Source organism: Nocardioides furvisabuli, from assembly GCF_021083185.1.
Taxonomy (GTDB): domain Bacteria; phylum Actinomycetota; class Actinomycetes; order Propionibacteriales; family Nocardioidaceae; genus Nocardioides; species Nocardioides furvisabuli.
Genome location: NZ_JAIGQB010000005.1, coordinates 196,180 through 222,228, shown reverse-complemented (window position 1 = coordinate 222,228; position 26,049 = coordinate 196,180). Strand labels below are relative to the sequence as shown.

Below are 26,049 nucleotides of genomic sequence, written 5' to 3'. Positions count from 1 at the left end.
ACCCCGGGCGATCGTCCCTCAGCCGCCCAGCGTGGCGCGGCCCGAGGCGCCACCCGGAGCACCATGGCACCGCTTGAACTTCTGGCCCGACCCGCAGGGGCACAGCGAGTTGCGACCGATCCCGGCGAACTCGTCGTCCTCGTCCGCGGGGGCAGCGTGCACCTCTGCCTCGCCGTCCTCCGACGGAGCGCTGTAGGACAGGTTCTGCGGCCGGCTCGGCTTCTCCAGGCCCTTGGCGCGGATGGTGGGCGCGGAGGCGTGGGCGGCGGCCTGCGCGAAGTCGATCTGCGGCGTGGCAGCCGACACCTGCGGCGCGGCGGGTACGGCCCGGTCGTCCCCGTCGACGTCCCCGTCGCCGTCCGCGTCCTCCTCGACCTCCACCTGGAGGTTGAAGAGGTAGCCGACCGACTCCTCCTTGATGCCGTCCATCATGGCGGTGAACATGTCGAAGCCCTCGCGCTGGTACTCGACCAGCGGGTCGCGCTGGGCATAGGCGCGCAGCGAGATGCCCTCGCGGAGGTAGTCCATCTCGTAGAGGTGCTCGCGCCACTTGCGGTCGAGGACCGAGAGGACCACGCGGCGCTCGAGCTCGCGCTGGACCTCCTCGCCCATCTCGTCCTCGCGGCGGTCGTAGGCCTCCTGCACGTCCTTCTGGAGGTCCTCGACGAGCTGCTCACGGCTGATGTTCTCCAGGCCGCCCGCGGCCTTGATGACGCCGTCCTTGGTGAAGCTGACCGGGTAGAGCTGGCCGAGAGCGGCGAAGAGCGCGTCGAGGTCCCACTCCTCCGCGTAGCCCTCGGTCGCGCCGCGGACGTAGCCGGCGACGACGTCGTCGAGGAAGCCACGGATCTGCTCGCCGAGGTCGGCGCCCTCGAGGACGCGGCGGCGCTCGGCGTAGATGACCTCGCGCTGGCGGCTCATCACGTCGTCGTACTTGAGCACGTTCTTGCGCGACTCGAAGTTCTGCGACTCGATGTTGGCCTGGGCGCCAGCGATGGCGTTGCTGACGCGCTTGGCGTCGATCGGCACGTCGTCGGGGACCTTGAGGACCGTCAGGATGCGGTCGACCCACTCGGACTTGAACAGCCGCATCATCTCGTCCTGGAGCGAGAGGTAGAACCGGGACTCGCCCGGGTCGCCCTGACGTCCGGACCGACCGCGCAGCTGGTTGTCGATGCGGCGCGACTCGTGGCGCTCGGTGCCGACGACGTAGAGGCCGCCGAGCTCGCGCACCTCGTCGTGCTCCGCCGCGACCTGGGTCTTGATGCGCTCGAGCATGGCGGGCCACGCGGCGTCGTACGCCTCGGGGTCCTCGACCGGGTCGAGTCCCTGCTTGCGCAGCTCCTGGTCGGCGAGGAAGTCGACCGAGCCGCCGAGCATGATGTCGGTGCCTCGACCGGCCATGTTGGTGGCGACGGTGACCGCGCCGCGGTGTCCGGCGAGCGCGACGACCTTGGCCTCGTCGGCGTGCTGCTTGGCGTTGAGGACGGTGTGCGGGATGCCGCGCTTCCTGAGCAGGTTGGACAGGTACTCCGACTTCTCGACCGAGACCGTGCCGATGAGGATCGGCTGGCCCTTCTCGTGGCGCTCGGCGACGTCGTCGGCGACCGCCTCGTACTTCGCCTCCTCGGTGCGGTAGACGAGGTCCACGTTGTCGACGCGCTGCATCGGGCGGTTCGTCGGGATCGGGACCACGCCGAGGCTGTAGATCTTGTCGAACTCCGACGCCTCGGTCATGGCCGTACCGGTCATGCCGGAGAGCTTGTCGTAGAGGCGGAAGTAGTTCTGCAGGGTGATCGTGGCGAGGGTCTGGTACTCCTCGCGGACGGTCACGCCCTCCTTGGCCTCGATCGCCTGGTGCAAGCCGTCGTTGTAGCGGCGCCCGGCCAGGATGCGGCCGGTGTGCTCGTCGACGATGAGCACCTCGCCGTCCATGACGACGTACTCCTTGTCGTTGCGGAACAGCTCCTTGGCCTTGATGGAGTTGTTCAGGAAGGAGATCAGCGGCGTGTTGACCGAGTCGTAGAGGTTGTCGATGCCGAGGTGGTCCTCGACCTTGGTGATGCCGGGCTCCAGGACCGAGATGGTGCGCTTCTTCTCGTCGACCTCGTAGTCGGTGTCCTTGACGAGCTTGCGCGTGATCTTCGCGAACTCGGCGTACCACTTGACCTCGTCCTGGGTCGGGCCGCTGATGATGAGCGGGGTCCGGGCCTCGTCGATGAGGATCGAGTCGACCTCGTCGACGATCGCGAAGTTGTGGCCGCGCTGCACGCACTCCTCGACCGAGTCGGCCATGTTGTCGCGCAGGTAGTCGAAGCCGAGCTCGTTGTTGGTGCCGTAGGTGATGTCGCAGGCGTAGGCCTCGCGACGCTCGGCGGGACGCATCGCCGGCAGGATCACGCCGGTCGTCAGGCCGAGGAAGTGGTGGACGCGACCCATCTGCTCGGACTGGAAGCGCGCGAGGTAGTCGTTGACCGTGACGACGTGGACGCCCTTGCCCTCGAGGGCGTTGAGGTAGGCCGGCAGCACCGCGACGAGGGTCTTGCCCTCACCGGTCTTCATCTCGGCGATGTTGCCGAGGTGGAGCGCTGCTGCGCCCATCACCTGCACGTCGAAGGGCCGCATGCCGAGCACGCGCTTGCTGGCCTCCCGGACGGTGGCGAAGGCCTCCGGCATGAGGTCGTCGAGGGTCTCTCCGGCGGCGAGTCGCTCGCGGAACTCCCCGGTCATCGCGCGGAGCTCGTCGTCGGTCATCTTGACGAAGTCGTCCTCGATGGCGTTGACGGCCTTGGACACGGCTTCGAGCTCACGGAGGATCTTGCCCTCGCCGATACGGAGGAGCTTGTCGATGATGGCAGGCACGAGTGGTAACTGTACCTACCGCTCCCACGAGCGGTGCATCGCGTGCGCCAGCTCGCCCGCGAGGTCGCCACGACCGCCCACCGCGACGTCGTCCAGGCCGAGCCAGCCCGCCAGGCGGCGCAGCTCGGCGGCCAGCTCCTCGGCCGTCCCCGACGGCGCTGCCTCCTCGGCGTACGCCGCCGGCACCAGCAGCACGCCGGCGGACCGGTCGGCCTTGAGGTCGACGCGCGCCACCAGCCGGTCGCCGAGCAGGAACGGCAGGACGTAGTAGCCGTGGACCCGCTTCGCGGCCGGGACGTAGATCTCGATGCGGTAGGCGAAGTCGAACAGCGCCTGGGTGCGCGCCCGCTCCCACACGAGCGGGTCGAAGGGGCTCAGCAGCGTCCGGGCACTCACGCGCCGCGGCAGGCGCGCGTCGCGGTGGAGGTACGCCGGACGCTTCCACCCCTGGACCGACACGGGCTCCAGCTCGCGCGCCTCCACGAGCTGCTCGAGCGCGACGCGCACGCTCGGCGCGCCGGGCGCGGTCTGGAGTCGCAGGCGGTAGTAGTCGGCCAGGCACTGCGCGCTCGCCACGCCGTGGGACCGCGCAGCACGGCGTACGAGCTCGGTGACCGCGTCCTGCGGCGCGGGCGTGGGGGCGTCGAGGACCGCAGCCGGCAACACCCGCTCGGGCAGGTCGTAGAGCACCTCGAACTGGCTGGAGCGCCCGGCGATCGCGACGTCGCCGACGAGGTAGAGGTAGTCGAGCACCTTGCGCGACTCCGACCAGTTCCAGCCCCAGTGCTCCTTGGTGCGCGGACCGGTGCTGAACTCCTCCTCGAGGTCCCGCGCGGTGACGGGCCCGCGGTCGCGCACGGCCGCCAGCACGCGCGGCTCGAGCGCGGCATCGGCGGTGAAGCCCCACTTGCCGCGCTCGGAGCGGTAGGCCTCCATCCGGTGGCGCATCAGCGGCCACAGGTCGACCGGCATCAGCGCCTGGACGTGCGCCCAGTACTCCACGACGCGTCGCGGCCGGCGCTCGGCGGCGCGCGTGAGCAGGCCGGTGTCGTAGGGGCCCATCCGCGAGTAGAGGGGCATGTAGTGGGCGCGCTGGAGCACGTTGACCGAGTCGACCTGGAGGACGCCCGTGCGCTGCAGGGTGCGGTCGAAGGTGCGCGTGGTCGGGGTCGCGTGGGACCGGTCGGTGAAACCCTGCGCCGCGAGGGCGATGCGGCGGGCCTGGAGGCGGGTCAGCGACTCCACGCCGAGCTCAGGGGAGGTCCAACAACTTCTCGCGCATGGCGTACATGACGGCCTCCATGCGGGAGTGGAGCTGGAGCTTCTCGAGGATGTTGCGCACGTGGTTCTTCACCGTGTTCTCGGAGATGAAGAGCTCCTTGGCGACCTCGCGGTTGTTGAGGCCCTTGGCCACCAGCCGCAGCACCTCGAGCTCGCGCTCGGTCAGCTTCAGGGCCGGGCCCTGCTCGCGCTCGGGCTTCGACATCTGCTTGAACTCGTCGATCAGCTTGACCGCCATCGACGGGCTGATGAGCGACTGGCCCTCGTTGACCACGCGGACGGCCTGGGCGACCTCCTCGATGGAGGAGTCCTTGAGCAGGTAGCCCGACGCACCGTTCTTCACCGACTCGTAGAGGTCGGCCTCCTCGTCGGAGACGGTCAGCATGATGATCTTGGCCGAGGGCACGGCCTCCTTGATCGCGCGGCAGGCCTCGACGCCGGTGCGGCGCGGCATGCGGACGTCGAGCAGGATCACGTCCGGGGCGGTGGTGACCGCGAGGTCGGTCGCGGTGACGCCGTCGGCGGCCTCGCCCACGACCTCGATGTCGCTGTCGCTGCTCAGCAGCATGATCAGGCCTCGACGGAAGAGCTCCTGGTCGTCGACCACCAGCACGCGGACGGGTTCACTGCCTTGAGCCTCGGTCACGCGCGCATCATGTCATGCGCGCGTGACCGGGCGGTGGCGCAGCGCGGTGTCAGCCCGCGATCTGACCGTCGACGTCCAGGGAGATCACGCCGTAGTCGTAGCCGCGCCGCCGGTAGACCACCGACGGGCGCTCGCTCTCCTTGTCGACGTAGAGGTAGAAGTCGTGCCCGACCAGCTCCATCTCGTAGAGCGCCTGGTCCAGCGTCATGGGGGCGGCGTGGTGCGACTTCTCGCGCACCACCAGCGGTCCGTCCCCCGTCACGGTGATCGGTCCGACCTTGTGCTCGACGACCGTGTCCTCGTCCTCGGCCTCCGAGTCCTCCACCGTGGCCATGCCGGCGAGCGCCTCGCCGACCGACACGTGGTCGTTGCGTCCCTTGTGCACGCGTCGCCGGTCGGCGGCGCGGCGCATCTGCGCCTGCATCTTGTCGAGGGCCAGGTCGAGGGCCCCCATCTTGTCCTCGGCCGCCGCCTCGGCACGGATCACCGGGCCCTTGGAGAACGCCGTGAGCTCGACCCTGGTGGCGCGGTCGTGCTGCCGGGGGTTCTTCTCGAGCTCCACCTCCACCTGGACCCGCATGATCCGGTGATCATGCTTCTCCAGACGGGTGAGCTTCTCGGACACGTGCTCGCGGAACCGGTCGGACACCTCGCAGTGCCGTCCCGTGACCACAACCTCCATGTGAACCTCCTCAACTAGCGAGCGGACCGCACCCTTCCATGGGCCGCGGCGGAAACCGCCGGGGCAGGGTGGGAAGGAGTCCGCCCGGCCGACCTGGTCTTCGACCCCACAATCGCCTGCTGAGGCGTTCGCAGCTTCTCCGCCACTACTGGCCTTCTCCCGCCGTCCGGCACATCTGGTGCCGGGGACGAGGCAGGACTTACTTCTAAGCCGCACCGTGATCGTCCGACGGGCATCGCGCTGCAGGACAGCGCGCGACCCGGGGACTTACGTGGACCGTTTCGCCTGCGACTGGCATCGGCTTGCCACGGGACGGACCGCCCGACGCACCTGACGGTGCAGCGCACAGCCCTCTCCGTGACGCAACCACGGACCCAGGCGGACTCCATGACAAGACGCTAGCCCCTCGCGGGCCCCGGGCCAACTGTGGGGGCCACCTGTCGGGCAGTACGCCGGGTGGCCGCCACCGCGGCGACGGCGACGGGCGCCACCCCGACCGCCTCCAGCGCGCGCTGCGCCTCGCGAGCGGTGGCGCCGGTGGTCACCACGTCGTCGCACACGACGACGTACGCCGTGCCGCAGCGCCGGGCGAGGCGGGCCAGCGCGGCCGTCGGGCAGTGCATCGAGCCGTCCACGTTCACGGCGCGACCGCGCGCGTCCAGGCCGGCCTGGTCGGCGGCTCCGCGCGACACGACCAGCGACGCGACCACCACCTCCCGCTCCGGACGCAGCACCCTCGCGGCCCGGCGGACCAGGGCGGCGGTGGCCTCGTAGCCGCGCTGCCGGCCGGCGCCGGGGCGTGACGGCACCGGCACGAGCACCAGCGGCACCGCCGGGTCGAGGTCCGCTGCCGCGGCCCGCACCGAGATGGCCAGCAGGCCCCCCAGCACCCGGCGGTGGGACCACTGGCCACGGTCCTTGTGACCCACGACCAGTGCCCGGACCGAGCCGTCGTAGACCTCCGTCGCCCACGGGGTCACCAGTCCGTCGGGGACCGGGGAGGGCCACGCCGGTGCAGCACGGCGTGACAGCGCGCCGCGGCAGTCGTGGCACAGCATCCGACCCGGCACGTCGCACCCCACGCACCGGCTGCCGAGGAAGAGGTCGAGGGCCGCGTCGATCACCCGCCCATGCCAGCAGCACGCGGCTGGGCGCGGCAACCGGTCGGCGGACGGCCTGTGGATGCCTCAGCCGACGTAGGTCAGTGAGGTGAGCCCCCGGGCCAGGTCGGGGACCGGGCGCTCGAGGCGGGTCAGGCTGGTGACCGCACGTCCTGCGAGGGCGAAGGCCTCGCTGCCGTCGACCGGCGAGGAGACCAGCTGGCGGGTCGGCCCGCGCAGCCGGGTGGTCCCGCCGCTCGCGACCTCGCCCGGTGCGCCGTCGACCGAGATGGTGCGGACCTCGGAGAGGTCCTCGGTGATGTCGCTGAGCACCGAGACCGCGGTCGGCGAGCGCCAGCCGACGTCCCGGATGCGCGGGCTGCTCTCGGTGGGGCGCGGCAGCGTGTGCACCGGGGTGGTGCCCAGCACCGTCCCGGCTGCGTCCTGACGGACCCGGGTCGAGACCACGCGGTCGGCACGGGGCCCGCGCACGACCGCCACCAGCCGGCTCCCGTCGCGCGAGACCAGCAGCGACCTGGCCGGCCGACCGGTGATGCCCGGGACGTCCTTCTCCTCCGCGGAGCCGTCGACCACCACGATGACCCGCGCCCGTCCGGCGCCGCGATCCAGCAGCCAGATGCGGTCGCGGTGGTCCCAGCTCGGCGCGGCGAGGTCGACCGCGCCGACGACCGGCCTCGTCGCCTCCTCCGCTGCCGCCTGGACCGGCGCGACCAGCAGGTCCGCCCCGTCGTCGGTGACGCCTGCGACGCGGGTTCCGGTGAGGTCCACACCGATGGAGCGCACGCCGAGGTCCGCGGTGCCGAGCGGGCCTGCGGTGGGCTCGAAGGCACCGATCGTGCCGGAGACCAGCAGCCCGCGGTCGAGCGCGAACAGCTCGGCGCTGGGCCGCGCGCCGTTGGGGTCATAGGCGCTGCCCACGTCGAGGTTCACCTGGGTCGAGCCACCCGGCCCGCCCAGCGCGCGTCCGCCGATGGTCAGCTCCACGGCCCGGATGCGCGGCTCCTGGCGCAACGTCCACACGAGCTGGGCCAGCATCCGCTGCGCGGTCTCCTCGTCCACGGCGTCCGGGTCCCCGGAGAGGGCCACGGTGGCGATGCCCGCGCTGCTGATCGGGACCGCGAGACCCTCCGCGCTCCCGGACGGGAAGTAGGTCTGCACCACGTCGGGCGAGGTGTCGTCAGGCTGCACGGCGAGCCCCCGCACGAGCGAGGAGGCGAACTGGTCCCCGCTCGGCACGAAGACGGGCTCGGGCACCAGCACCTGCGCCGTGGGGTCGAAGAAGTAGAGCGAGACACGCTGGTAGGCGTCGTCGAACCACGACTCCGGCACGACGAGGGCGTTCGGCAGCTCCTCGATGCGCCACTCGCCGTCCTCCAGCGCCAGCCCGAGCCCGAGCACACCCTCGGCCTCGGTGCGCTGCCACGCCCCACGGGCGTCGTAGCGGTTGACCTCCGAGAGCGGGATGCGCACCGTCGTCTCGCCCACGGCCGTGCCGAGCTCGGCGTAGGTGATGATCTGCTGCTCGGGCACCCAGGAGTCAGCGGCCTCCTCGGAGAGGAACTGGCGCGCGACGGTCGGGCTGACGGGCGTGGCCTTCATCGCCTCCAGGAAGCCGGCGACGATGTCGGCGGCCGAGTCCCCGGCCTGCGGGGGCCGGGGGTCGAAGGAGATGCCGGGCACGTCGTCGGCGGTCGCGGAGACGGGGGGCTCCACGACCGGGCCCTCGATCGGCATCTGCACGCAGCCGGTCAGCAGCGCGAGGGCCGCGACAAGGGGTCCGACCCGCGCGGCCCTCCTCCTCGCGGTCCTCATGCGGTCTCCCGGGCGTCGTGGGGCACCAGCGGCAGGGGTGAGTGGCGCAGCTGCGTGCCGAGCAGGCGCGGCAGCGTGAGGCGGAACTGCGCGCCCTCCCCCGGACGACCCCACGCCTGGAGCCACCCGTCGTGCAGGTGGGTGTCCTCCAGCGAGATCGACAGGCCCAGACCGGTGCCGCCGCTCGTGCGGGCCCGGGCGGGGTCGGCGCGCCAGAAGCGGTTGAACACCATCGCGGACTCCCCCGGCCCGAGGCCGACGCCGTGGTCGCGCACCGCGATGGCCGCCGACTGCCGGTCCGAGCCGACGAAGATCTCGACGTCGCGCGACTCGGCGTGGTCGATCGCGTTGGTGACCAGGTTGCGCACGATCCGCTCCACCCGCCGTACGTCCGCCTCGGCGACGCAGGGCGAGCCGGGGTCGTGCAGCACGACGCGGGTGTCGCGCTGCGCGGCCAGCGGCGAGGTCATGTCGACCACGCGGCGCACGACGTCGACGAGGTCCACGTCCTCCGCCTCGAGCACGGCTGCGCCGGCGTCGAAGCGGCTGATCTCGAGCAGGTCGGCCAGCAGGGTCTCGAAGCGGTCGAGCTCCTTCTGGAGCAGCTCGGCTGCGCGGCCGGTGACCGGGTCGAGGAAGGGTCGCGCGTCGTGGATGACGTCGCTGGCCATCCGCACCGTCGTGATCGGGGTGCGGAGCTCGTGGGAGACGTCGGAGACGAAGCGGCGCTGCAGCCGGCTGAGCTCCTCGAGCTGACGGATCTGGCGCTGGAGGTTGGAGGCCATCTGGTTGAAGGACGTCGCGAGGCGCGCGAGGTCGTCCTCACCCCGCACCCGCAGCCGCTCCTGCAGGTGACCGGCCGCCAGCCGCTCGGCGACGCGTCGCGCCATCCGGATCGGGGTCACCACCTGCCGGGTCACCAGCCAGGTGAGGCCGGCGACGAGGAGCAGCAGCGGGACGCCGGCGACGAGCATGGCGCGCGAGACCAGCGCCAGCGTCTCCTGCTGCTCGGCAAGGGGGTAGAGGTAGTAGAGGGTGTAGGTGTTGTCGTCGGCCGGGAGCCGGACCTGGCTGCCCACCACGATGCCGGGGCCCTCGGGCAGTCCGGGGATCTCGCGCGTGGTGCGGATGTCGGTGTAGGTCCATGCGGTCGGCGAGACCGAGTCGAAGCGCGCCTCGAGCTTCTCCGGCACGCTGGTGAGGTCGAGGCCCTCGGTGAACTTCGCGCCTCCGTCCGCGAGGCGTACGCCGTCGCTGACCGGCGGCGACAGCACCACGGCGAAGCCGCGCGTGGCACCGCGGGCCTGGATGGGCTCGACGAGCGCCTGCTGCTGCGCGGACTCGTCGACGTCGAGGGCCGGCTGGGCGGCGAGCCCGGCACGGGCCGCCTCGGTCTCGCCCTCGGCCTCCTGCACGACCGCGTCGACGCGGTTCTCGAGCAGGCCGTCGCGGGTCTGCTGGATGAGGAACCACCCGACGATGCCGACCACAGCGGCGGACAGCAGCACGGTGCTGACCACGACGCGTGCCTGCACCGAGCGTCGCCAGAAGGCAGGCCCGTGGCGCAGGACCGGCGGCAACCGGTCGAGGAGCCTCACCGGGTCACGCCTGGGACTTGCCGGCCTTGTAGCCGACACCGCGGACGGTCACCACGACCTCCGGGTTCTCCGGGTCGTGCTCGACCTTGGAGCGCAGGCGCTGCACGTGGACGTTGACCAGGCGGGTGTCCGCGCTGTGGCGGTAGCCCCAGACCTGCTCGAGGAGCACCTCGCGGGTGAAGACCTGCCAGGGCTTGCGCGCCAGGCACACCAGCAGGTCGAACTCCAGCGGCGTGAGGTTGATCGACTCCTCGCCACGCGTGACGGAGTGCCCGGCCACGTCGATGGTCACGTCGCCGATGGTCAGGCCCTCGTCGGGGGTGACGTCGTTGCGACGCACGCGCGCCCGGACGCGGGCGACGAGCTCCTTGGGCTTGAAGGGCTTGACGATGTAGTCGTCGGCCCCGGACTCGAGGCCGACGACCACGTCGACGGTGTCACCCTTCGCGGTGAGCATCACGATCGGCACGCCCGACTCGGCGCGGATCTCCTTGCACACGTCGATGCCGTCCTTGCCGGGCAGCATCAGGTCGAGGAGGACCAGGTCGGGCCTGTAGTCGCGGAACGCGTCGAGGGCCACGTCGCCGCGGCCCACGATGCGACTGTCGAACCCCTCCTGACGGAGGACGATGGAGAGCATCTCCGCCAAGGAGGCGTCGTCGTCGACGACGAGCACGCTTCCGCGCGCGGGATCGACAGGATCGTTCATGGCGCCAGTCTAGGGCTGGCACCCGCAGCCATGAGCAGGACTCAGTAGCGGTAGTGGTCGGACTTGAAGGGACCGGCCACGTCGACACCGAGGTACTCGGCCTGCTCCTTGGTGAGCTCCGTCAGCTCGACGCCGAGGGCGTCGAGGTGCAGGCGGGCCACCTCCTCGTCGAGGTGCTTGGGCAGCACGTGCACACCGAGCTCGTAGTCGTCGGCCTTCGTGAACAGCTCGATCTGTGCCAGCACCTGGTTGGTGAAGGAGTTCGACATGACGAACGACGGGTGGCCGGTGGCGTTGCCCAGGTTCAGCAGGCGGCCCTCGGACAGCACGATGATCTTCTTGCCGGGCTCGTCACCCTCGCTGGGGAAGATCCACTGGTGGACCTGCGGCTTGATCTCGTCCTTGACGACGCCGGGGATCTTGGCCAGGCCGGCCATGTCGATCTCGTTGTCGAAGTGACCGATGTTGCCGACGATGGCCTGGTGCTTCATCTTGTGGAAGTGCTCGACCGTGATGATGTTGAAGTTGCCGGTCGTGGTGATGAAGATGTCGGCCGTCTCGACGACGGACTCCAGGCGACGCACCTCGTAGCCGTCCATGGCGGCCTGCAGGGCGCAGATCGGGTCGATCTCGGTGACGATGACGCGCGCACCCTGGCCGCGCAGGGACTCCGCGGAGCCCTTGCCCACGTCGCCGTAGCCGCACACGACCGCGACCTTGCCGCCGATCATGACGTCGGTGGCGCGGTTGATGCCGTCGATGAGCGAGTGGCGGCAGCCGTACTTGTTGTCGAACTTCGACTTGGTCACCGAGTCGTTGACGTTGATGGCCGGGAAGAGCAGCGTGCCCTCGCGGAACCGCTCGTAGAGGCGCAGCACGCCGGTGGTGGTCTCCTCGGAGACGCCCTTGATGTCCTTGGAGACGGCGGTCCAGTAGCCCGGCTTGCTGGCCACGGAACGGGCCAGGACCCGCAGGACCTCCTTGAACTCCTCGTTGTCGGTGCTGTCCTGCGACGGCACGACACCGGTCTTCTCGAACTCGACGCCGAGGTGCAGCAGCATCGTGATGTCGCCGCCGTCGTCGAGCAGGACGTTGGGGCCGACCGGGTTGCCGTCGGCGTCGGTGAAGGCGAAGACCTTCTCGGCCTCGTCCCAGTACTCGCCGAGGGTCTCGCCCTTCCAGGCGAAGACGGGCGTGCCGGCCGGGGCGTCGACGGTGCCCTCGGGGCCGACGACGACGGCCGCGGCAGCGTGGTCCTGGGTCGAGAAGATGTTGCAGGTGGCCCAGCGCACGTCGGCACCGAGCGCGACGAGCGTCTCGATGAGGACGGCGGTCTGGATCGTCATGTGCAGCGAGCCGGCGACGCGGGCGCCCTTGAGGGGCTGCTCCTTGCCGTAGCGCTCACGCATGGCCATCAGGCCGGGCATCTCGTGCTCTGCGAGCTCGATCTCCTTGCGGCCGTAGGCGGCGAGGTTGAGGTCGGCGACCTTGAAGTCCATCTGTGTCTCCTGGTGTCGAGGAGGTGCGTCTGCGCCGCACATCTGTGCATCGTCGGGATCTCCCGCGCGGACCAGAAGAGGGTAAAACCGCCCTCAGCGATTCGGAGAATCCTCGGCGGTGTGGCCGGGGGGCGCCTCACCGTGCCCGGAGTCGTGCCCTGAGTCGTGCCCGGACTCGTGCCCGGAGTCGTGCTCGGAGCCGTGGCCGCCGCCGATCCCGAAGGCGTGCAGCACGGCCAGCACGAGCGCGCCGACGACGAGGCCGACGACACCGGAGAGCACCGTGTTCAGGACCCAGCCGAGCAGGGCGCCGAGGGTCCCGCCCACGGCCTCGTGCACGGCGTCCTCCCAGTGGTGGACGAGGTCGTACGGCGCGTACAGGACGTCACCGAATGCTGTGCCCTCGAGCAGGCCGTCGGGACCGCCGATCTCGTAGAGGCTGACCAGGAGGATGTGCCCGCCGACCCACAGCATGGCCAGCGTGCCGATCAGGGAGATGGCGGTGAGCAGGCGCGGCATCGCGGACACGAGGGCGAGACCCACGCGCTGGGCGCCCTTGTTGGGCTTCTCCGCGAGGTGCAGGCCGACGTCGTCCATCTTCACGATGAGGGCGACGACACCGTAGACGAGGACCGTGATCAGCACGGCGACCGCCGCCAGGACGATCGCCCGCATCCAGATGGTGGCGTCGGGGTCGGAGGTGACGACCTCCTTGAGCGCGATCACCATGATCTCGGCGCTCAGGATGAAGTCGGTGCGGATCGCGCCGGCGACCGTCTTCGCCTCGTGCTGGGGGCTCAGCTCGCCCGTGCTGGTGAGCTCTTCCTCCGCCTCCTCGACGACCGGCTCGTGGCCGCTGACCTTCTCCCACACCTTGTGCGCGCCCTCGTAGGCGAGGAAGCCGCCACCGAAGATCAGGATCACCGGCAGCAGCTGCGGGAGGAACTGACCCAGGAGCACCGCGGCGGGCAGGATGAAGAGCAGCTTGTTGCGCAGCGAGCCGATCGCGATCTTCTTGATGATCGGCAGCTCGCGTGCGGCCGGGGACCCGTGGAGGTATTGCGGGGTGACGGCGGTGTCGTCGACCACCACGCCTGCAGCCTTCATGCTGGCCCGCCCGGCGGCGGCGCCCACGTCGTCCACGCTGGCCGCGGCGATCCGGGCGAGTGCGGCGACGTCGTCGAGGAGGGCGAACAGTCCGCCGGCCATGGGTGGTCCTCCGGGTCAGGGGTCGGGAAGGGTGGTGCGTGGGGCAGCCTATCCGCGGACCCGCTTCCCCTCGGTGGGCGAGTGGCCGACCTCTTCACTCGGTGGTCGAGTAGCGGAGCGAGGCGTATCGAGACCCACGCTCCCATCGGTGGTCGAGTAGCCGAGCGAGGAACGAGCGACGCGTATCGAGCGAGGAACGAGCGGGGCGTATCGAGACCCCTCCACAGGGCTTCGCCAGCTCGATGCGACTGTCGGACCCCTTCTCTAGAATCGAACGCATGGTCGAGACGCTGGCAGGACCCGGATCAGGTGAGGTCGAGGACCTCACCGCCTCCGACCTGCTCGCGCTCGCCCGCGGCTCGAAGACTGCCGAGGACCGCGCCGCGGCGGAGCTACTGGAGGTCGCTGCTCGCTGGGCCGACCTCCACCCGCCCGAGTCGATCCACACTGCAGCGTCGTTCACGGTCGCGGGGTGTGAGCACGAGGAGCCCATCGCCGGCCCCGGGACTCCGCTGGTGGCGGAGTTCTGCATCGCCGAGCTCGGCACCGTCCTGGGCATCACCAGCGTGTCGGCGAAGAAGCTCATCGGCCACGCCCTCGAGCTGCGCCACCGCCTCCCACGACTGTGGGCGCAGGTCCACGCCGGACGCGTCCCGGCCTGGCGCGCCCGGGCGGTCGCGGAAGCGACGATCCATGCGACGCCCTCGTTGACGGTCGAGGCGGCGCGGTTCATCGACGCGCAGGTCGCCGCCGTCGCCGCGAGGGTCGGACCCGCGCAGCTGGACCGCCTCGTGGCGGAGACCATCAAGAGGTTCGACCTCGCGACCGCGGACCCGGCCGCGGACCCGGAGGATGGCTATCTCCATGTCGACCCACGCCACGTGACCATCCACGACCAGGACGTCCACTTCGCCGGCACCGTGCGGCTCGAGGCCGAGATCGACCTCGCCGACGGACTCGACCTCCAGCGGGCGCTCGCCCACGGTGCCGCGACCCAGAAGGCCCTCGGCTCGCACGAGTCGCTGGACGCCCGCAGGGCTAAGGCGCTGGGCGACCTCGCCCGGACGCAGACCGCGCTCGACCTGCATGGCAGTGGTTTCGAGGCTCGCTCCGCTCGCACCTCAACCACCGAAGACGGGTCGGACTTGCCCACCGCCCGGGAAGTCGTGCTCCACGCCCACTTCGACGCCACCCTGTCCGGCGACACCACGATCTTCGGACCGACCGGACGGCTCGAGGAGGGCCAGCGCCTCCTCCTGCTCGAACAACTCCGCTCCTGGTGCGGCGACTCCCACACCAAGATCACCGTCAAGCCGGTCATCGACCTCAACCAGCCGAAGGCCGCGCCGGGCTACGCGATCCCGGACCGGATCCGCGACCACGTCATCCTCCGCGACCGCACCTGCGTGTTCCCATTCTGCAGTCGACCCGCCCGGGGCTGCGACGTCGACCACGTCACCGAGTACGACCACGACGCCGAAGCGGAAGGCAGACCTCAGCCCGGACCCACGGAGACCGAGAACCTGGGTGCGCTGTGCCGGTTCCACCACCGCCTCAAGACCCACAGTGGTTGGCGATACGACATGGTCGCGCCCGGAGTCTTTGAGTGGACCTCACCGCACGGCCACTGCTACCGCCGAGACCGCACCGGCACCACCGCACTCGACCCACCCGACCCCGGTCCACCCCGGATCTCGTCACCGCGAAGATGACCCCGCCCCACACCCCGCCACCCACGAGGAGGCGGGGACACCGGTGCGCCCCGGTCGGCCGCTGGCGTGCGCTCATGCCTTCCTTCGTGAAGTCCCGGCGGCAACGAGCTCTGCCTCGAGTCGTGACCACCGACCACTGTCGGTCCCCCGCGCGACACTCATTGCATGGACACCACCGCCCTCCTCGCCCGCCTCGCCGAGGTCATCGACGCCCACGACTGGGCTGGGCTGCCGGACCTCCTGCACCCCGACTTCACCTGTCGGCTGGTCCACACCGGCGAGGTCTTCGACCGCGACGGGTGGGTCAGGCTGAACGCCGACTACCCGGGCTTCCAGCACATGCACGTCGAAGACCTGGTCGCCGCCGACGACCGGGGCATCCTCCGAGCGAGGGTGACCGGGACCGGGACCGGGCCCGACGGCAGCGACCGGGTCTTCGCCGTCGCCAGCTTCGCCACCGTCCGGGACGGGCTCCTCGCCGAGCTCACCGAGGTGTGGATCGACGTCGACCAGCAGGCACCCGACGGCACCCGGCCACGAGCCTGAGCCTGAGCCTGAGCCGAGGCTGTCGACGCCGACAGAGCCCGAGCCGGCCTAGTCGTCGACCAGCCCGACGCGGAGGTACTCCGCTGCGTAGGTGCCGGTCAGCAGCAGCGAGGCGTAGCGCGCGACCTCGGCATCGGCGTGGGTCTCGAGGGTCTCGACGCGTACGCCGTGGCGCGCGGCCGCGGCCCGCAGCTCGCCCGCTTGCTCGCGGACCACCGGGTCGTCGGCGCGGTCGTCGAGCACCAGCAGCAGAGGGCGCAGGTCGGCCTGCTCGTCGGAGAAGGGGTCGGCGAAGGTGTCGTGCGGCCGGGTGGCCTCGATCACGGGCAGCAGGTGCTCGGCGTCGCCCGCGATCGCCGAGCGTCCGCTCGTGCGTCGCAGCGACTCCGCGAGGCGACGAGCGGCACGGGCGGCGAGCACGGACCCGCCCCACACGAGCGGGTTGGTGTCGGCCATCGCGATGGCCAGCATCTTGGCCGGGTTGACCGCCAGGTCACGGTGCGGCGAGCAGCTGGTGGCGACCTCGTCGAGCGACTCCGCCACCGACTCGGCCTCGGCGTGGGGGCCGAGCTGGATGTGCGCGAGGTAGTCGAGCATGACCACGGCCGTGGCGAGCTGGTCACCGGTCACGGTCGGCAGCAGCGTGACGTGGCGACCAGCGGCGTGCTCGGCCACCATCGAGCGCTCCGGGCACGCGACGGCCACCTGCGCACCGCGGCGTACGGCCTCCGCGACCGCGGACGCGGACCCATGGTCGTTGCCCTCGGGCGCGAGCATCACGACCAGGTCGAGCGAGCCGGCCCAGCCCGGGAGCCCGGGGTTGGGCCAGGCGACGAAGGGCACCGGGCACCACGGCTCGAGGACCGCGCGCAGCAGCCGCGAGTCGGGGCCGGCGGCGATCACCGCACGTGGGCGGGCCTCGTCGCGGCCCCGGGCGATGGCCTCGGCCGTCGCCGCGGCGGCCGCGTGGGCCTCCCGACGCACCCGGGCGCCGCTCTCGGCCAGGGTGCGCAGGCGCAGGTCGACGGTCTCCAGCACGCTGTCGTCGTCGAGACGGGCCTCGTCGAACCAGGTCGCCACGTCAGGACCCCGGTCTCAGGCCGGCTTGCGGGCTTCGTCGACGAGCAGGACCGGGATGTCGTCGCGGACGGGGTAGGCGTTGCCGCACCCCTGGCAGACGAGCTCGTCGGCGCCGCCGTGCGTCGCAGGCGACAGCGCGCCGTGGCAGGCCGGGCAGACGATGATGCTCAGCAGCTGCGGGTCGATGTTCACGCGCACGATCCTAGGTCAGTCGGTGGACGTCAGGACACGCAGGTGCCCGCGCTTGGCGCCGCGGGACGGGTCGTCGGTCGAGTGCAGCGGGACCGGCGCCGGCGCGGGACGGCCGGCCTCGCGGACCGCGTCGGCCAGCGCCAGCAGGTCGTCGCTGCTCGGACCCTGTGCCGTGGGATCCGGAGCCAGCCGCAACACCTCCCAGCCGCGCGGGGCGGAGAGCCGCTCGCTGTGCACGTCGCAGAGGTCGTAGGCGTGCGGCTCGGCGTAGGTCGCCAGCGGCCCGAGGACGGCGGTCTGGTCGGCGTACACGTAGGTCAGCGTGTTGACCGCGGAACGGCCACACGCCGTACGCGAACAACGACGGGCAGGGCTCACGGCGCCGACGCTACCCGCCGCACGCACGTGCGGCGCTTAGGCTCGCGGCGTGGACCACGTCAGCCCCACCCGCCCCGACCGACCGCGCCGCACCCGCGACCGGCGTGGCCGTGGGATGCGCGGCCCCGGGGTGATGCCCGCTGTTCCGGGGACGCCGGCACTGCGCACCGACCGACAGCGCTTCGACCAGCTCGTCCTCGACGTGGTCACCCCGCTCGACGAGCGCTGGCAGGACCACCTCGGGCTGGTGGAGTACGCCGTCGAGGACGCCCCGATGCTGCCCGACGACTGGGGCGACGACACCGTTCCGCTCTCCTCGCTGGTGCGCGGCAAGGGCCAGGACCCGACCCGGTTGGTGATCTTCCGCCGCCCCGTCGAACACCGCGCGAACGACCGCGACGAGCTCGAGGCGATGGTGCACACCGTCGTGGTCGAGCAGCTCGCCGAGCTGCTGAACCTCACCCCCGGGCAGGTCGACGAGAGGTACGCCGACTAGCGGGAGCTACCTCTGGGCGGGCCGGACGTCCGGCACCTGGGCGGTCGTCACGAGCGTGGACAGCGGCAGCACCGACAGCCCCCGGTCGTCGACCTCCACCGACACGACCGCACCGGTGCGCTCGACCCGCACCACGGCCAGCACCGCCTCGTCGGGCAGCCGGAGCCGCGCGGCGGTGGCCGGCTCGACCTCGACGCGCCGCCCGCGGACGACGGGATCGCCGTCGGCGTCCCACGCCCGGAGCACGACGACACCCGACGCATCCGCACCGGCGACGAGGACGCGCTTGGAGCCGGCCGGCAGCGCCACGGCGGCATCCCCCTCGACGACCGGGCCGGCCACGGCGAAGGCGAGGTCGGCGGCGGTCCGGGTCCGCAGCGCGGCGGTCACCGGGCCGGTGGCGTCGAGCCGCAGCGCCTGCACCCCCTCGGCGGCCGGGCCGCGCAGCACCCCGGCGAGGTCGACCTCGGTCACCGTCGCCGGGGCGAGGGTCACCTCCTCGACGCCGGAGGGGGCGAACTCGCTCTCGCCGCTCACCAGCCTGAGCGCGACCCGGACCTCGCTGTCCCCGGGGTTGGCCAGCGTGAGGGTCCGGTCGGCGGCCGCGGCCTGCACCCCGACGACGTACGACGTCGCGGCGGGAGAGGCCTGCGCCGGAAGCCACTCGCGCACGGCCGGGTCGGTGCCCACCGGGTCGAGCACGTCGACGACGCTGGCGGAGAGTCGTCCGCGCGAGACGAGGACCCGGGCGGCGAGGGCGTCGCGGTTCGGGGTGACCTCGGCGAGGTCGAAGGACACCGACCGACCGCCCGGCACCCGCACGCCGCGCAGCGCCGGCACGTCCACGACCCCGCTGCCGTCCCAGACGGTGACGTCAGCGACGGCCGGGCCCCTGTCGGGATTGACCAGCGTCAGGGTGGAGGTGTGCTCCGCGGAGGCGCCCAGGCCGGTGAACCAGCGCTCGGGCGCGGGCTGGTCGCAGGCCACCGCCGACCCGGCGCCGGAGCGCCCGACGACGAGACCGGAGGCGAGCTCGCCGGCACCGTCCACGACGACCGGGGCGCGCTCCTCGAGGGCCGCCACACCGTTGTCCAGGGTGAGCGTGCGCTCCTCGCGCCCGACCCGCACGGCGAGGTCGCCGGAGGCGAGGGACGCGCTGCCCACGCGCACCTCGTCCGTCCCGGGCAGGCGCGCGGGGCACACCGCGGTCGAGCGGTCGAGCGGCGCGTCGGAGGGGGCGTACGCCGTCGACGGCTCCACAGCAGGCCGGACGAGGGCCAGCGCCGCGACGGTCAGCAGCGGGATCGCCACCGCCAGGAGGGTCAGGGGCGAGGGACGTCGGCCGGCGGCATCGGCGACGCGGCGCCGACCGGCCGTGGGTGCGTCAGTCACGGCTGCCTCCCTCCCTGCGCTGGCGCACCGTGGGCGCGGCCAGGACGATCGCAGCGAGGACCGCCAGTGCCTGGACGACCAGCAGCGCGGTGCGCCACCACGGCTCGGGACCGTCGAGCGCAGCCGCGTCGAGGGGGCGGTCCACGCGCCAGGCGCGGGTGCTGCGGTCCTCGGCGCTGGCCTGCTCGAGGCCCGCCGTGGCGTCGAGTCGGGCCGAGATGCGCCCGTCCGCGGGCGAGGCGAGCACGACGTACTCGACGCCGCGGTCACCGAGCGCGGCGACCACGCCCGGGGTGGGAGCCGACACGAGCGCCCGCACCTCCCCGGTCAGGTCGTCGTCCTCCTCGGCGAGCGTGAGGACCTCGTCCTCGCCGACGGTCGTGCCGTCCTCACGGCGGATGCGGTAGGTGATGCCGTCCTCCACGGACCCGTCGACCACGAGCACACCGTGCTCCGGACCGAGCAGGGAGCTCTGCTGCATGTAGACCGGCACGGTCGTCTCGTCGTCGCGTGCCATCGCGTTGTCGGGGGTGGTCAGCCACCAGCCGAGCGCGCCGAGCGGCACGGCGGCCGCCACCACGGCCAGGGCGGCGGCGACGCCGCGCTGCCAGGCCGGGTGGTGCTCCTCGAGCCGGCGCAGGTAGGCGTCCGCGCCCAGCGCGACCGCGACGATCGCGGTGCCCTGGAGGATCACCACGAACAGACCGAGGCTGGGGCGCGTGGTCACCGACGGCAGGTCGAGCGAGACGTGGGACAGCACCCCCGACACCAGCGCCGCGGCGAGCGCGACGAGCCAGCAGATCACCACCGGCACGCGCGTGCTCCGCGGGAGCAGGGCAGCGACGGCCAGGACCCCCAGCACGATGCCGAGCCAGTCGGGCGCGCCGAAGTCGTTGAGCCTGCCGGTCAGCAGCCCACCGAAGGTGACCTGGTCGACCGTCAGCCGACCAGCCTCGAGGAGCAGGCCGGAGCCGGCGCCCGTCGTCAGCAGCGGCAGCAGCCACGGGGCGAGCAGCAGCGGCGTCGCGGCCACGGCGGTCACGGGCGGTCCCCAGCTGTCGCGCTCGCGCAGCAGTCGCGGCGAGATGACGGCGGCCGCGCCGAGCACGACCGCGGTGGCCAGCAGCGCGAAGAGCCACAGGCCCGGCACGAAGGCGGCACCGAGGGCGAGCAGGAGTGCCGTGCGCCACGCGGCGCGCCAGCGGCGGTCGCGGTCGGGGTCGACGAAGCCCAGCGCGGCGTGCGCGGCCCACGGCAGCAGCGCCGCGACCGCGACGGTGCCGAAGCGGCCCTCGCCCCAGGCGCCTGACGTGACCGGGACCAGCGCGTAGGTCAGCGCGCCCCAGACCACGAGCCAGCGCGGGAGGCCGCGCGGGTCGACGAGGCGGCCCACGACCTCGAGGAGGCGCCAGGCACCCCATGCCGAGAACGGCACCGCGAGCAGCATCAGTCCTGACACCACCGCGCCGGTGCTGCCCAGGAGGAGCGACGCGGCCAGGGCGAAGGGCAGGACGTAGGCAGGTGCGGGGACGTCGGTGCCGGTGCCGAGCGGGTGCCACGCGGTGGTGTGCAGTCGCCACCAGTCCCCCGCCGACTCCGGGACCGGCGAGAGCGCGCCGCCGGTGATCGAGCCGAACGCCTCGCGCCCGGCGAGGATCGCCAGCACGCCGAAGAGCACCAGCACGACCGCGACCGGGTTGGTGAAGAAGCGGGCGACCATGCCGGTGTCGGTGAGGTAGGCGTCCTCGTCGTCCTCGACCGGACCGCGCCGCTGGTCCCGGGCTGCCTGCTCGCCGGGGGCCTGCGCGAGACGTCGTCGCTCGGCGACGTCGGCCGCCTGGCTGGTGGCCGCGGACGCGAGGTCGGCGACGAAGTCGAGGCCGTGGCGGTAGGGCAGCCACGCCGGGGCCAGGAGGCGGCGTACGTCCGCCGGCTCCCCCACGCGGCGCTCGGCGCGCTGGCGGCGAGCGGCCAGCACCTGCCGCGGCCGACCGTGCACCGAGAGCACCGCGGCCAGCTCGTCGAGGGCCTCCCCGACCGAGCGCACCCCGAGGTAGCCCACGACGCGCAGCAGCGAGCCCAGGAAGAGCCGGACGTACTGCCAGGCGAAGCCGCGCGACGACACGTTGGCCAGCGAGGTGAAGAGCGCGGCTCGGCGCTCCTGGTAGTGGGTGTGGCGACCGGTCAGCGGGGTGCGGCGTACGCCGCGGTGCGCGGCCTCGGCGTGGAAGACGACCGCCTGCGGCACCACGAGCGTGCGGTGGCCGGCGAGGGCCGCGCGCCAGCCGAAGTCGATGTCGTTGCCGAAGATCGGCAGCTCCTCGTCGAGCCCGCCCAGCGACTCGAGCACGTCGCGTCGCACCAGCATGCCGGCGGTGTTGACCGCGAGCACCTCGCGCACGGCGTCGTGCTGGCCCTGGTCGTACTCGCCCCGCTCCAGACCGGTCTCGCGGTGGCCGGTGCCGGTGATGGTCAGGCCGACCTCGAGCAGCCGGCGCAGCGAGGGCCACTCGCGCAGCTTCGGGCCGAGGATCGCGGCGTCGGGGTGCTCCTCGGCCGCGGCCAGCAGCTCGGCCAGCGCCGTGGGGGCGGGGTTGCTGTCGTCGTGGAGCAGCCAGACCCACTCGTCGTCACCGTCCGCCGCGAGACCCGGCGCCAGGCCGAGGCCGTGCCGCACGGCGGCGGGATAGCTGGTGGAGCCCGGGACGACGTCCACGACGATCGACGAGCTGTCCAGACCAGTGTCGGCGAGGCCGTCGCGCACCAGTTCGAGGCTGTCGTCGCGGCTGGTGGTGTCGACCACCGCGACGCGGTCCACCCGGAGGGTCTGCCCGGTCAGACCAGCGAGAACTGCTGGGAGCCACCTCGCCCCGTCATGGCAGACGAGAAGCGCGGTGACAGACACCGGAGCACCTTAGCGAGGCGCTCCGGACCGTCCGAAAACGGCGTGGAGGCGCTCGGTCAGACCGCGCGCTTCTTGAGCTTGCGACGCTCGCGCTCGGACAAGCCGCCCCAGATCCCGAAGCGCTCGTCGTTCATCAGGGCGGACTCGAGGCAGTCGTCACGCACCTCGCACGTCAGGCAGACCTTCTTGGCCTCCCGGGTCGAACCGCCCTTCTCGGGGAAGAACGCCTCGGGGTCGGTCTGCGCGCACAGGGCGCGGTCCTGCCACCCGAGCTCTTCGCCCTCGGGTTCGAGAAGAAACAGTTCTGCTCTCATGGTGGTAAGCCCTTTCGACCCGGCTACGAACAACCCAATGACACTGTGGGAATTACATGCCTGTCGTTCCCGTAAGTCAAGCCCGGATCTGATATACCCGTTCGCCTTCCGGCAGGCTGCTCCTATGCCATCATCACCGTCCCCGACTGCCACACCGCTCCGCCGTGTCACCGTCCTCTCGGGAGGCGTCGGGGGGGCGAGGTTCGTCCAGGGCCTGCTCCACGGCCTGCGCACCGGCGCCGTGCCCGGCGCGAGCGCCGACACGCACGTCACCGTCGTGGCCAACACCGCCGACGACTGGTGGATCCACGGCCTGAAGGTCTGCCCCGACCTCGACACCGTGATGTACACCCTCGGGGAGGGCATCGACGTCGAGCGCGGATGGGGTCGCAGCGAGGAGACGTGGAGCGCGAAGACCGAGCTGGAGGCGTACGGCGTGGAGCCGACGTGGTTCGGCCTCGGCGACCGCGACATCGCCACCCACCTGGTGCGGACCCAGATGCTCGAGGCCGGCTTCGGCCTCTCGCAGGTCACCGAGGCGCTGTCGCGCCGCTGGCTCGAGCCGCTCCACGGCGACCGGGTCCGGCTGCTGCCGATGAGCGACGACCGGGTCGAGACGCACGTCGCGATCGCCGACCCCGACAGCGCCAGCGGGCGCCGCGTCGTGCACTTCCAGGAGTACTGGGTGCGGCTGCGCGCCGAGGTGCCCGCGGAGGCGGTCCTCGTCGTGGGGCAGGACTCCTCCACGCCCGGCCCCGGGGTGCTCGACGCCATTGCCGGCGCCGACCTCGTGGTGCTGCCACCGTCCAACCCGGTCGTGTCGGTCGGCACGATCCTCGGCGTCCCCGGGATCCGTGACGCCGTGCGCGCCACCGCCGCCCCGGTCGTGGGCCTGTCCCCCATCGTCGGCGCCTCCCACGTGCACGGCATGGCCCGGCAGCTGCTCACCAGCATCGGCGTGGAGGTCAGCGCGGCGGCGGTCGGCATCCACTACGGCGCGCGCTCGCGCGGCGGCGTCCTCGACGGGTGGCTGGTCGACAGCCGCGACGCCGACCAGCTCCCCCGGCTGGAGGAGGCCGGCATCGCGGCGCGCGCGGTTCCGCTGATGATGACCGACCACGACGCGACCGCGGCGATGGCGGCGGCGGCCGTGGCGCTCGTGCCGGGCAACGTGTGAGTCGCCTCGAGGTCTGGGCCCCCGACGGCCTCCCCGAGGTGCAGGCCGGCGACGACCTGGCCGGCCTGCTGCTGGGTGCCCTCCAGGGCGGCGCGGACCTCACGGACGGCGACGTGGTCTGCGTGACCAGCAAGGTGGTGAGCAAGGCCGAGGGTCGCACCCGGAGGGGCGGGCGCGAGGAGGCGATCGACGAGGAGTCGGTGCGCCTGGTCGCCCGTCGAGGCGCGACCCGCATCGTGCGGCACCGCCTGGGCCTCACCATGGCGGCGGCCGGCGTCGATGCCTCCAACGTCGCCGCGGGCTCCCTCGTGCTGCTGCCGCTGGACCCCGACGCCTCGGCCCGTGCCATGCGTCGCGAGATCCGTGACCGCGCCGGCGTCAACGTGGCCGTCGTCATCACCGACACCGCCGGCAGGGCCTGGCGCGAGGGCCAGACCGACCTGGCCATCGGGGCCGCCGGCCTCGTGGTGGCCGAGGACTTCGCGGGACGCACCGACCCGCACGGCAACCCCCTCGCCGTCACCCTCCCCGCAGTCGCCGACGAGCTCGCCGGTGCCGCCGAGCTGGCGCAGGGCAAGCTCGCCGGCCGTCCGCTCGCCGTGGTGCGCGGCCGCGCCGACCTGGTGCTGGCGCCCGGCGAGGACGGGACCGGCGCCGCCGCGCTGGTGCGCCCCGACGGCGCGGACCTCTTCGGCTGGGGTGCGCGCGAGGCCGTCGTACGTGCCCTGGCCGGGGACGACGCGGACCGCGCGCCCTTCGGCGCACCCGCCGACGCCCACGAGCTCGCGACGGCCATCGGGCGACTCCCCGACGCGGCCGACCGCACCGCCGTCGCGGCTGTCTGCTTCGCCCACGGGTGGCGCACGGAGGACTGGGAGCGGGCCGGATCCGACGGCGTGTACGACGGATCACCGCGGACTACGTAGACTCTGCCAGCGCAGTCCGTCGTCCACCGACCGAGAGACACCGAGCACCGTGGCCAAGCAGGCAAAGAAGACCGACCGTCAGGCGGTCATCGACTCCATCCGTTCCCAGCAGGCTCGCGGCGAGAACCGTCGTGGCATGGCGATCGTCGGCGTGTGCGTCCTGGTCGCCGTGCTCATCGTCGGCGCCGCCGCGTTCAAGCCGGTCAAGGACTGGTACGACCTGCGCGCGTTCTCCTCCGACTCGCTGAGCGAGATCGGCGCCGAGGCCTCGGTGTGCCAGGAGGTCACCACCAAGCCCGCCGAGGGCAACCAGGACCACGTGGACGTCGGCACGCCGATGACCTACCCGGACTCCCCGCCGGCCTTCGGCACCCACTGGAACCTGTGGGACAGCATGGACCGCAAGCTCTACACCGCCTCGGACCGTCCCGAGCTCGGCGAGCTCGTGCACAACCTCGAGCACGGCTTCACCGTCCTCTGGTACGACGAGACCATCGCCGGCGACTCGGACAAGATGGACCAGCTGCGCGGCATCGCCTCGAAGCTCCAGGGCACCACCAACTACCGCGACAAGTTCAAGGCCGTGCCGTGGACGTCCGAGGACGGCGAGCCCTTCCCCGACGACCAGCACGTCGCCCTGACCCACTGGTCCGTCGGCGGCGTCGGCGAGACCGACCCGTCCAAGGCGGTCGGCGTGTGGCAGTACTGCTCGGACCTCAGCGGTGCCGCCCTCGACACCTTCATGACCGACTACCCCTACATGGACTCCCCCGAGCCCAACGCGGTCTGAGCCGGCTGCGTGCCCACCTTCGCCGAGACGCTCGGCGCCCAGCTCCGGCGCGATCCCGGTCGGCCCCTGGTCACCTTCTACGACCACGCCACCGACGAGCGCGTCGAGCTGTCGGTGACGACGTACGCCAACTGGGTGGCCAAGGCGTCCGGCCTGCTCGTCGACGTGGCCGACCTCGAGCGGGGCATGTCCCTGCGCATCGACCTGCCGCCGCACTGGCTCTCGACGGTGTTCCTCGGCGCGGCCTGGACGGTCGGGCTGAGGGTGACGACGTCCGACGAGCCCGATGCGGTCGTGTGCGGGCCTGACGGCCTGGACACCTGGAGCCCCCGCGCGTCGGCGCTGCCTGTCCTGGCGTGCAGCCTGCGCCCGCTGGGCGTCCGGTTCGCCGAGCCGCTCCCGCCGGGCGTCCTGGATGTCGGGGTCGAGATCTGGTCGCAGCCCGACGGGTTCACGGCCTGGGACCCGCCCACCGGGGACGACCTCGCCACCGACACCCTCACCCAGGACGGGCTGCACGACCTGACGGCCGCCGTCGGGAGTGCACTCACCGACGGCGGCCGTCTTCTGTCGGTGGCCGACCCGGCTTCCCCACCAGGAACGGCCACCCTCACCGAGCCCCTCCGAAGGGGAGGCTCGCTGGTCCTCGTCCGCAATCCCGACCCGGACCGCCTCGACGACGTCTTCGACGCCGAACGGGCGACCGCGCGGGCCTGACTGCG

Annotated in this window: 23 protein-coding genes; 7 read left to right on the top strand and 16 right to left on the bottom strand. The window is 72.3% G+C overall.

The window, feature by feature from the left end; all coding sequences use genetic code 11:
- Nucleotides 1-18: 18 nt before the first annotated feature.
- From secA to K4G59_RS12020, 10 genes are all read right to left on the bottom strand, one after another.
- On the bottom strand, nt 19-2,862 hold the full coding sequence (secA, locus tag K4G59_RS12065; RefSeq protein WP_231251303.1) for a preprotein translocase subunit SecA: 2,844 nt from the start codon (nt 2,860-2,862) through the stop codon (nt 19-21).
- A 15-nt stretch (nt 2,863-2,877) separates the two neighbouring features.
- The gene (locus K4G59_RS12060) at nt 2,878-4,107 is read right to left on the bottom strand and encodes a winged helix-turn-helix domain-containing protein (protein WP_231251302.1); all 1,230 of its coding nucleotides are present in this window, start codon (nt 4,105-4,107) and stop codon (nt 2,878-2,880) included.
- 7 nt (nt 4,108-4,114) lie between these two features.
- A complete protein-coding gene (locus K4G59_RS12055; RefSeq protein WP_231251301.1) occupies nt 4,115-4,789 on the bottom strand; it encodes a response regulator in 675 nt (224 codons plus the stop codon).
- Nucleotides 4,790-4,838: 49 nt separating this feature from the next.
- Nucleotides 4,839-5,471 (bottom strand): ribosome hibernation-promoting factor, HPF/YfiA family, encoded by a 633-nt coding sequence (hpf, locus tag K4G59_RS12050; protein ID WP_231251300.1) that lies wholly within the window; start codon nt 5,469-5,471, stop codon nt 4,839-4,841.
- 398 nt (nt 5,472-5,869) lie between these two features.
- Nucleotides 5,870-6,595 (bottom strand): ComF family protein, encoded by a 726-nt coding sequence (locus K4G59_RS12045; RefSeq protein ID WP_231251299.1) that lies wholly within the window; start codon nt 6,593-6,595, stop codon nt 5,870-5,872.
- Nucleotides 6,596-6,658: 63 nt separating this feature from the next.
- On the bottom strand, nt 6,659-8,404 hold the full coding sequence (locus K4G59_RS12040) for an LpqB family beta-propeller domain-containing protein (RefSeq protein WP_231251298.1): 1,746 nt from the start codon (nt 8,402-8,404) through the stop codon (nt 6,659-6,661).
- Nucleotides 8,401-10,002: an MtrAB system histidine kinase MtrB gene (gene mtrB / locus K4G59_RS12035; protein WP_231251297.1), complete on the bottom strand. Its 1,602-nt coding sequence runs from the start codon at nt 10,000-10,002 to the stop codon at nt 8,401-8,403. Before mtrB ends, K4G59_RS12040 begins: the two co-directional genes overlap by 4 nt.
- Before the next feature lie 4 nt (nt 10,003-10,006).
- Nucleotides 10,007-10,711, bottom strand: coding sequence for an MtrAB system response regulator MtrA (gene mtrA / locus K4G59_RS12030; RefSeq protein WP_231251296.1), 705 nt, complete (start codon nt 10,709-10,711; stop codon nt 10,007-10,009).
- Nucleotides 10,712-10,752: 41 nt separating this feature from the next.
- Nucleotides 10,753-12,210 (bottom strand): adenosylhomocysteinase, encoded by a 1,458-nt coding sequence (gene ahcY / locus K4G59_RS12025; protein WP_231251295.1) that lies wholly within the window; start codon nt 12,208-12,210, stop codon nt 10,753-10,755.
- A gap of 93 nt (nt 12,211-12,303) precedes the next feature.
- Nucleotides 12,304-13,419, bottom strand: a complete 1,116-nt coding sequence (locus K4G59_RS12020) for a DUF808 domain-containing protein (RefSeq protein WP_231251294.1) — start codon at nt 13,417-13,419, stop codon at nt 12,304-12,306.
- A gap of 278 nt (nt 13,420-13,697) precedes the next feature.
- Here K4G59_RS12020 and K4G59_RS12015 point away from each other — a divergent pair, with 278 nt between their 5' ends.
- Nucleotides 13,698-15,131, top strand: coding sequence for an HNH endonuclease signature motif containing protein (locus K4G59_RS12015; protein WP_231251293.1), 1,434 nt, complete (start codon nt 13,698-13,700; stop codon nt 15,129-15,131).
- A 165-nt stretch (nt 15,132-15,296) separates the two neighbouring features.
- Entirely contained in the window at nt 15,297-15,677 is a 381-nt protein-coding gene (locus tag K4G59_RS12010; protein ID WP_231251292.1) for a nuclear transport factor 2 family protein, read from the top strand.
- Nucleotides 15,678-15,725: 48 nt separating this feature from the next.
- Here K4G59_RS12010 and K4G59_RS12005 read toward each other — a convergent pair whose 3' ends face one another.
- From K4G59_RS12005 to K4G59_RS11995, 3 genes are read right to left on the bottom strand one after another with little or no spacing between them, the layout of a single operon-like run.
- Entirely contained in the window at nt 15,726-16,757 is a 1,032-nt protein-coding gene (locus K4G59_RS12005) for an SIS domain-containing protein (RefSeq protein ID WP_231251291.1), read from the bottom strand.
- Nucleotides 16,758-16,772: 15 nt separating this feature from the next.
- Nucleotides 16,773-16,949: a Trm112 family protein gene (locus K4G59_RS12000; RefSeq protein ID WP_308189393.1), complete on the bottom strand. Its 177-nt coding sequence runs from the start codon at nt 16,947-16,949 to the stop codon at nt 16,773-16,775.
- A 15-nt stretch (nt 16,950-16,964) separates the two neighbouring features.
- Entirely contained in the window at nt 16,965-17,327 is a 363-nt protein-coding gene (locus K4G59_RS11995) for a DUF3499 domain-containing protein (RefSeq protein WP_231251290.1), read from the bottom strand.
- A gap of 49 nt (nt 17,328-17,376) precedes the next feature.
- On the opposite strand from K4G59_RS11995, the gene K4G59_RS11990 reads away from it, so the two are divergent.
- Nucleotides 17,377-17,823 (top strand): metallopeptidase family protein, encoded by a 447-nt coding sequence (locus K4G59_RS11990; protein WP_231251289.1) that lies wholly within the window; start codon nt 17,377-17,379, stop codon nt 17,821-17,823.
- A 6-nt stretch (nt 17,824-17,829) separates the two neighbouring features.
- Here the strand turns inward: K4G59_RS11990 and K4G59_RS11985 are convergent, their stop codons facing one another.
- Genes K4G59_RS11985 through K4G59_RS11975 form a run of 3 tightly spaced genes read right to left on the bottom strand, consistent with a single transcriptional unit; the run spans nt 17,830 to nt 22,434 of the window.
- Nucleotides 17,830-19,215: a DUF5719 family protein gene (locus tag K4G59_RS11985; protein ID WP_231251288.1), complete on the bottom strand. Its 1,386-nt coding sequence runs from the start codon at nt 19,213-19,215 to the stop codon at nt 17,830-17,832.
- Nucleotides 19,208-22,120, bottom strand: a complete 2,913-nt coding sequence (locus tag K4G59_RS11980) for a glycosyltransferase family 2 protein (RefSeq protein WP_231251287.1) — start codon at nt 22,118-22,120, stop codon at nt 19,208-19,210. The genes K4G59_RS11985 and K4G59_RS11980 overlap by 8 nt, the downstream gene beginning before the upstream one ends.
- A 56-nt stretch (nt 22,121-22,176) precedes the next feature.
- Nucleotides 22,177-22,434, bottom strand: a complete 258-nt coding sequence (locus tag K4G59_RS11975; RefSeq protein WP_091199910.1) for a WhiB family transcriptional regulator — start codon at nt 22,432-22,434, stop codon at nt 22,177-22,179.
- A gap of 124 nt (nt 22,435-22,558) precedes the next feature.
- On the opposite strand from K4G59_RS11975, the gene cofD reads away from it, so the two are divergent.
- Genes cofD through K4G59_RS11955 form a run of 4 tightly spaced genes read left to right on the top strand, consistent with a single transcriptional unit; the run spans nt 22,559 to nt 26,044 of the window.
- Entirely contained in the window at nt 22,559-23,611 is a 1,053-nt protein-coding gene (gene cofD, locus K4G59_RS11970) for a 2-phospho-L-lactate transferase (RefSeq protein WP_231251286.1), read from the top strand.
- Nucleotides 23,608-24,537: a coenzyme F420-0:L-glutamate ligase gene (cofE, locus tag K4G59_RS11965; protein ID WP_231251285.1), complete on the top strand. Its 930-nt coding sequence runs from the start codon at nt 23,608-23,610 to the stop codon at nt 24,535-24,537. The genes cofD and cofE overlap by 4 nt, the downstream gene beginning before the upstream one ends.
- 49 nt (nt 24,538-24,586) lie before the next feature.
- Nucleotides 24,587-25,327 carry a DUF3105 domain-containing protein gene (locus K4G59_RS11960; RefSeq protein ID WP_231251284.1) on the top strand — a complete coding sequence of 247 codons (741 nt, stop codon included), beginning with the start codon at nt 24,587-24,589 and terminating at the stop codon, nt 25,325-25,327.
- A 9-nt stretch (nt 25,328-25,336) separates the two neighbouring features.
- Nucleotides 25,337-26,044 carry a TIGR03089 family protein gene (locus K4G59_RS11955; RefSeq protein ID WP_231251283.1) on the top strand — a complete coding sequence of 236 codons (708 nt, stop codon included), beginning with the start codon at nt 25,337-25,339 and terminating at the stop codon, nt 26,042-26,044.
- Nucleotides 26,045-26,049 lie beyond the last annotated feature (5 nt).

What these genes read in the sequence shown, in the direction of transcription:
- cofD (WP_231251286.1), top strand. Translation starts at nt 22,559, where the DNA reads ATGCCATCATCACCGTCCCCGACTGCCACACCGCTCCGCCGTGTCACC.
- hpf (WP_231251300.1), bottom strand. Translation starts at nt 5,471, where the DNA reads ATGGAGGTTGTGGTCACGGGACGGCACTGCGAGGTGTCCGACCGGTTC.
- K4G59_RS12040 (WP_231251298.1), bottom strand. Translation starts at nt 8,404, where the DNA reads ATGAGGACCGCGAGGAGGAGGGCCGCGCGGGTCGGACCCCTTGTCGCG.
- K4G59_RS12020 (WP_231251294.1), bottom strand. Translation starts at nt 13,419, where the DNA reads ATGGCCGGCGGACTGTTCGCCCTCCTCGACGACGTCGCCGCACTCGCC.
- K4G59_RS11975 (WP_091199910.1), bottom strand. Translation starts at nt 22,434, where the DNA reads ATGAGAGCAGAACTGTTTCTTCTCGAACCCGAGGGCGAAGAGCTCGGG.
- K4G59_RS12010 (WP_231251292.1), top strand. Translation starts at nt 15,297, where the DNA reads ATGGACACCACCGCCCTCCTCGCCCGCCTCGCCGAGGTCATCGACGCC.
- K4G59_RS12015 (WP_231251293.1), top strand. Translation starts at nt 13,698, where the DNA reads ATGGTCGAGACGCTGGCAGGACCCGGATCAGGTGAGGTCGAGGACCTC.
- mtrA (WP_231251296.1), bottom strand. Translation starts at nt 10,711, where the DNA reads ATGAACGATCCTGTCGATCCCGCGCGCGGAAGCGTGCTCGTCGTCGAC.
- ahcY (WP_231251295.1), bottom strand. Translation starts at nt 12,210, where the DNA reads ATGGACTTCAAGGTCGCCGACCTCAACCTCGCCGCCTACGGCCGCAAG.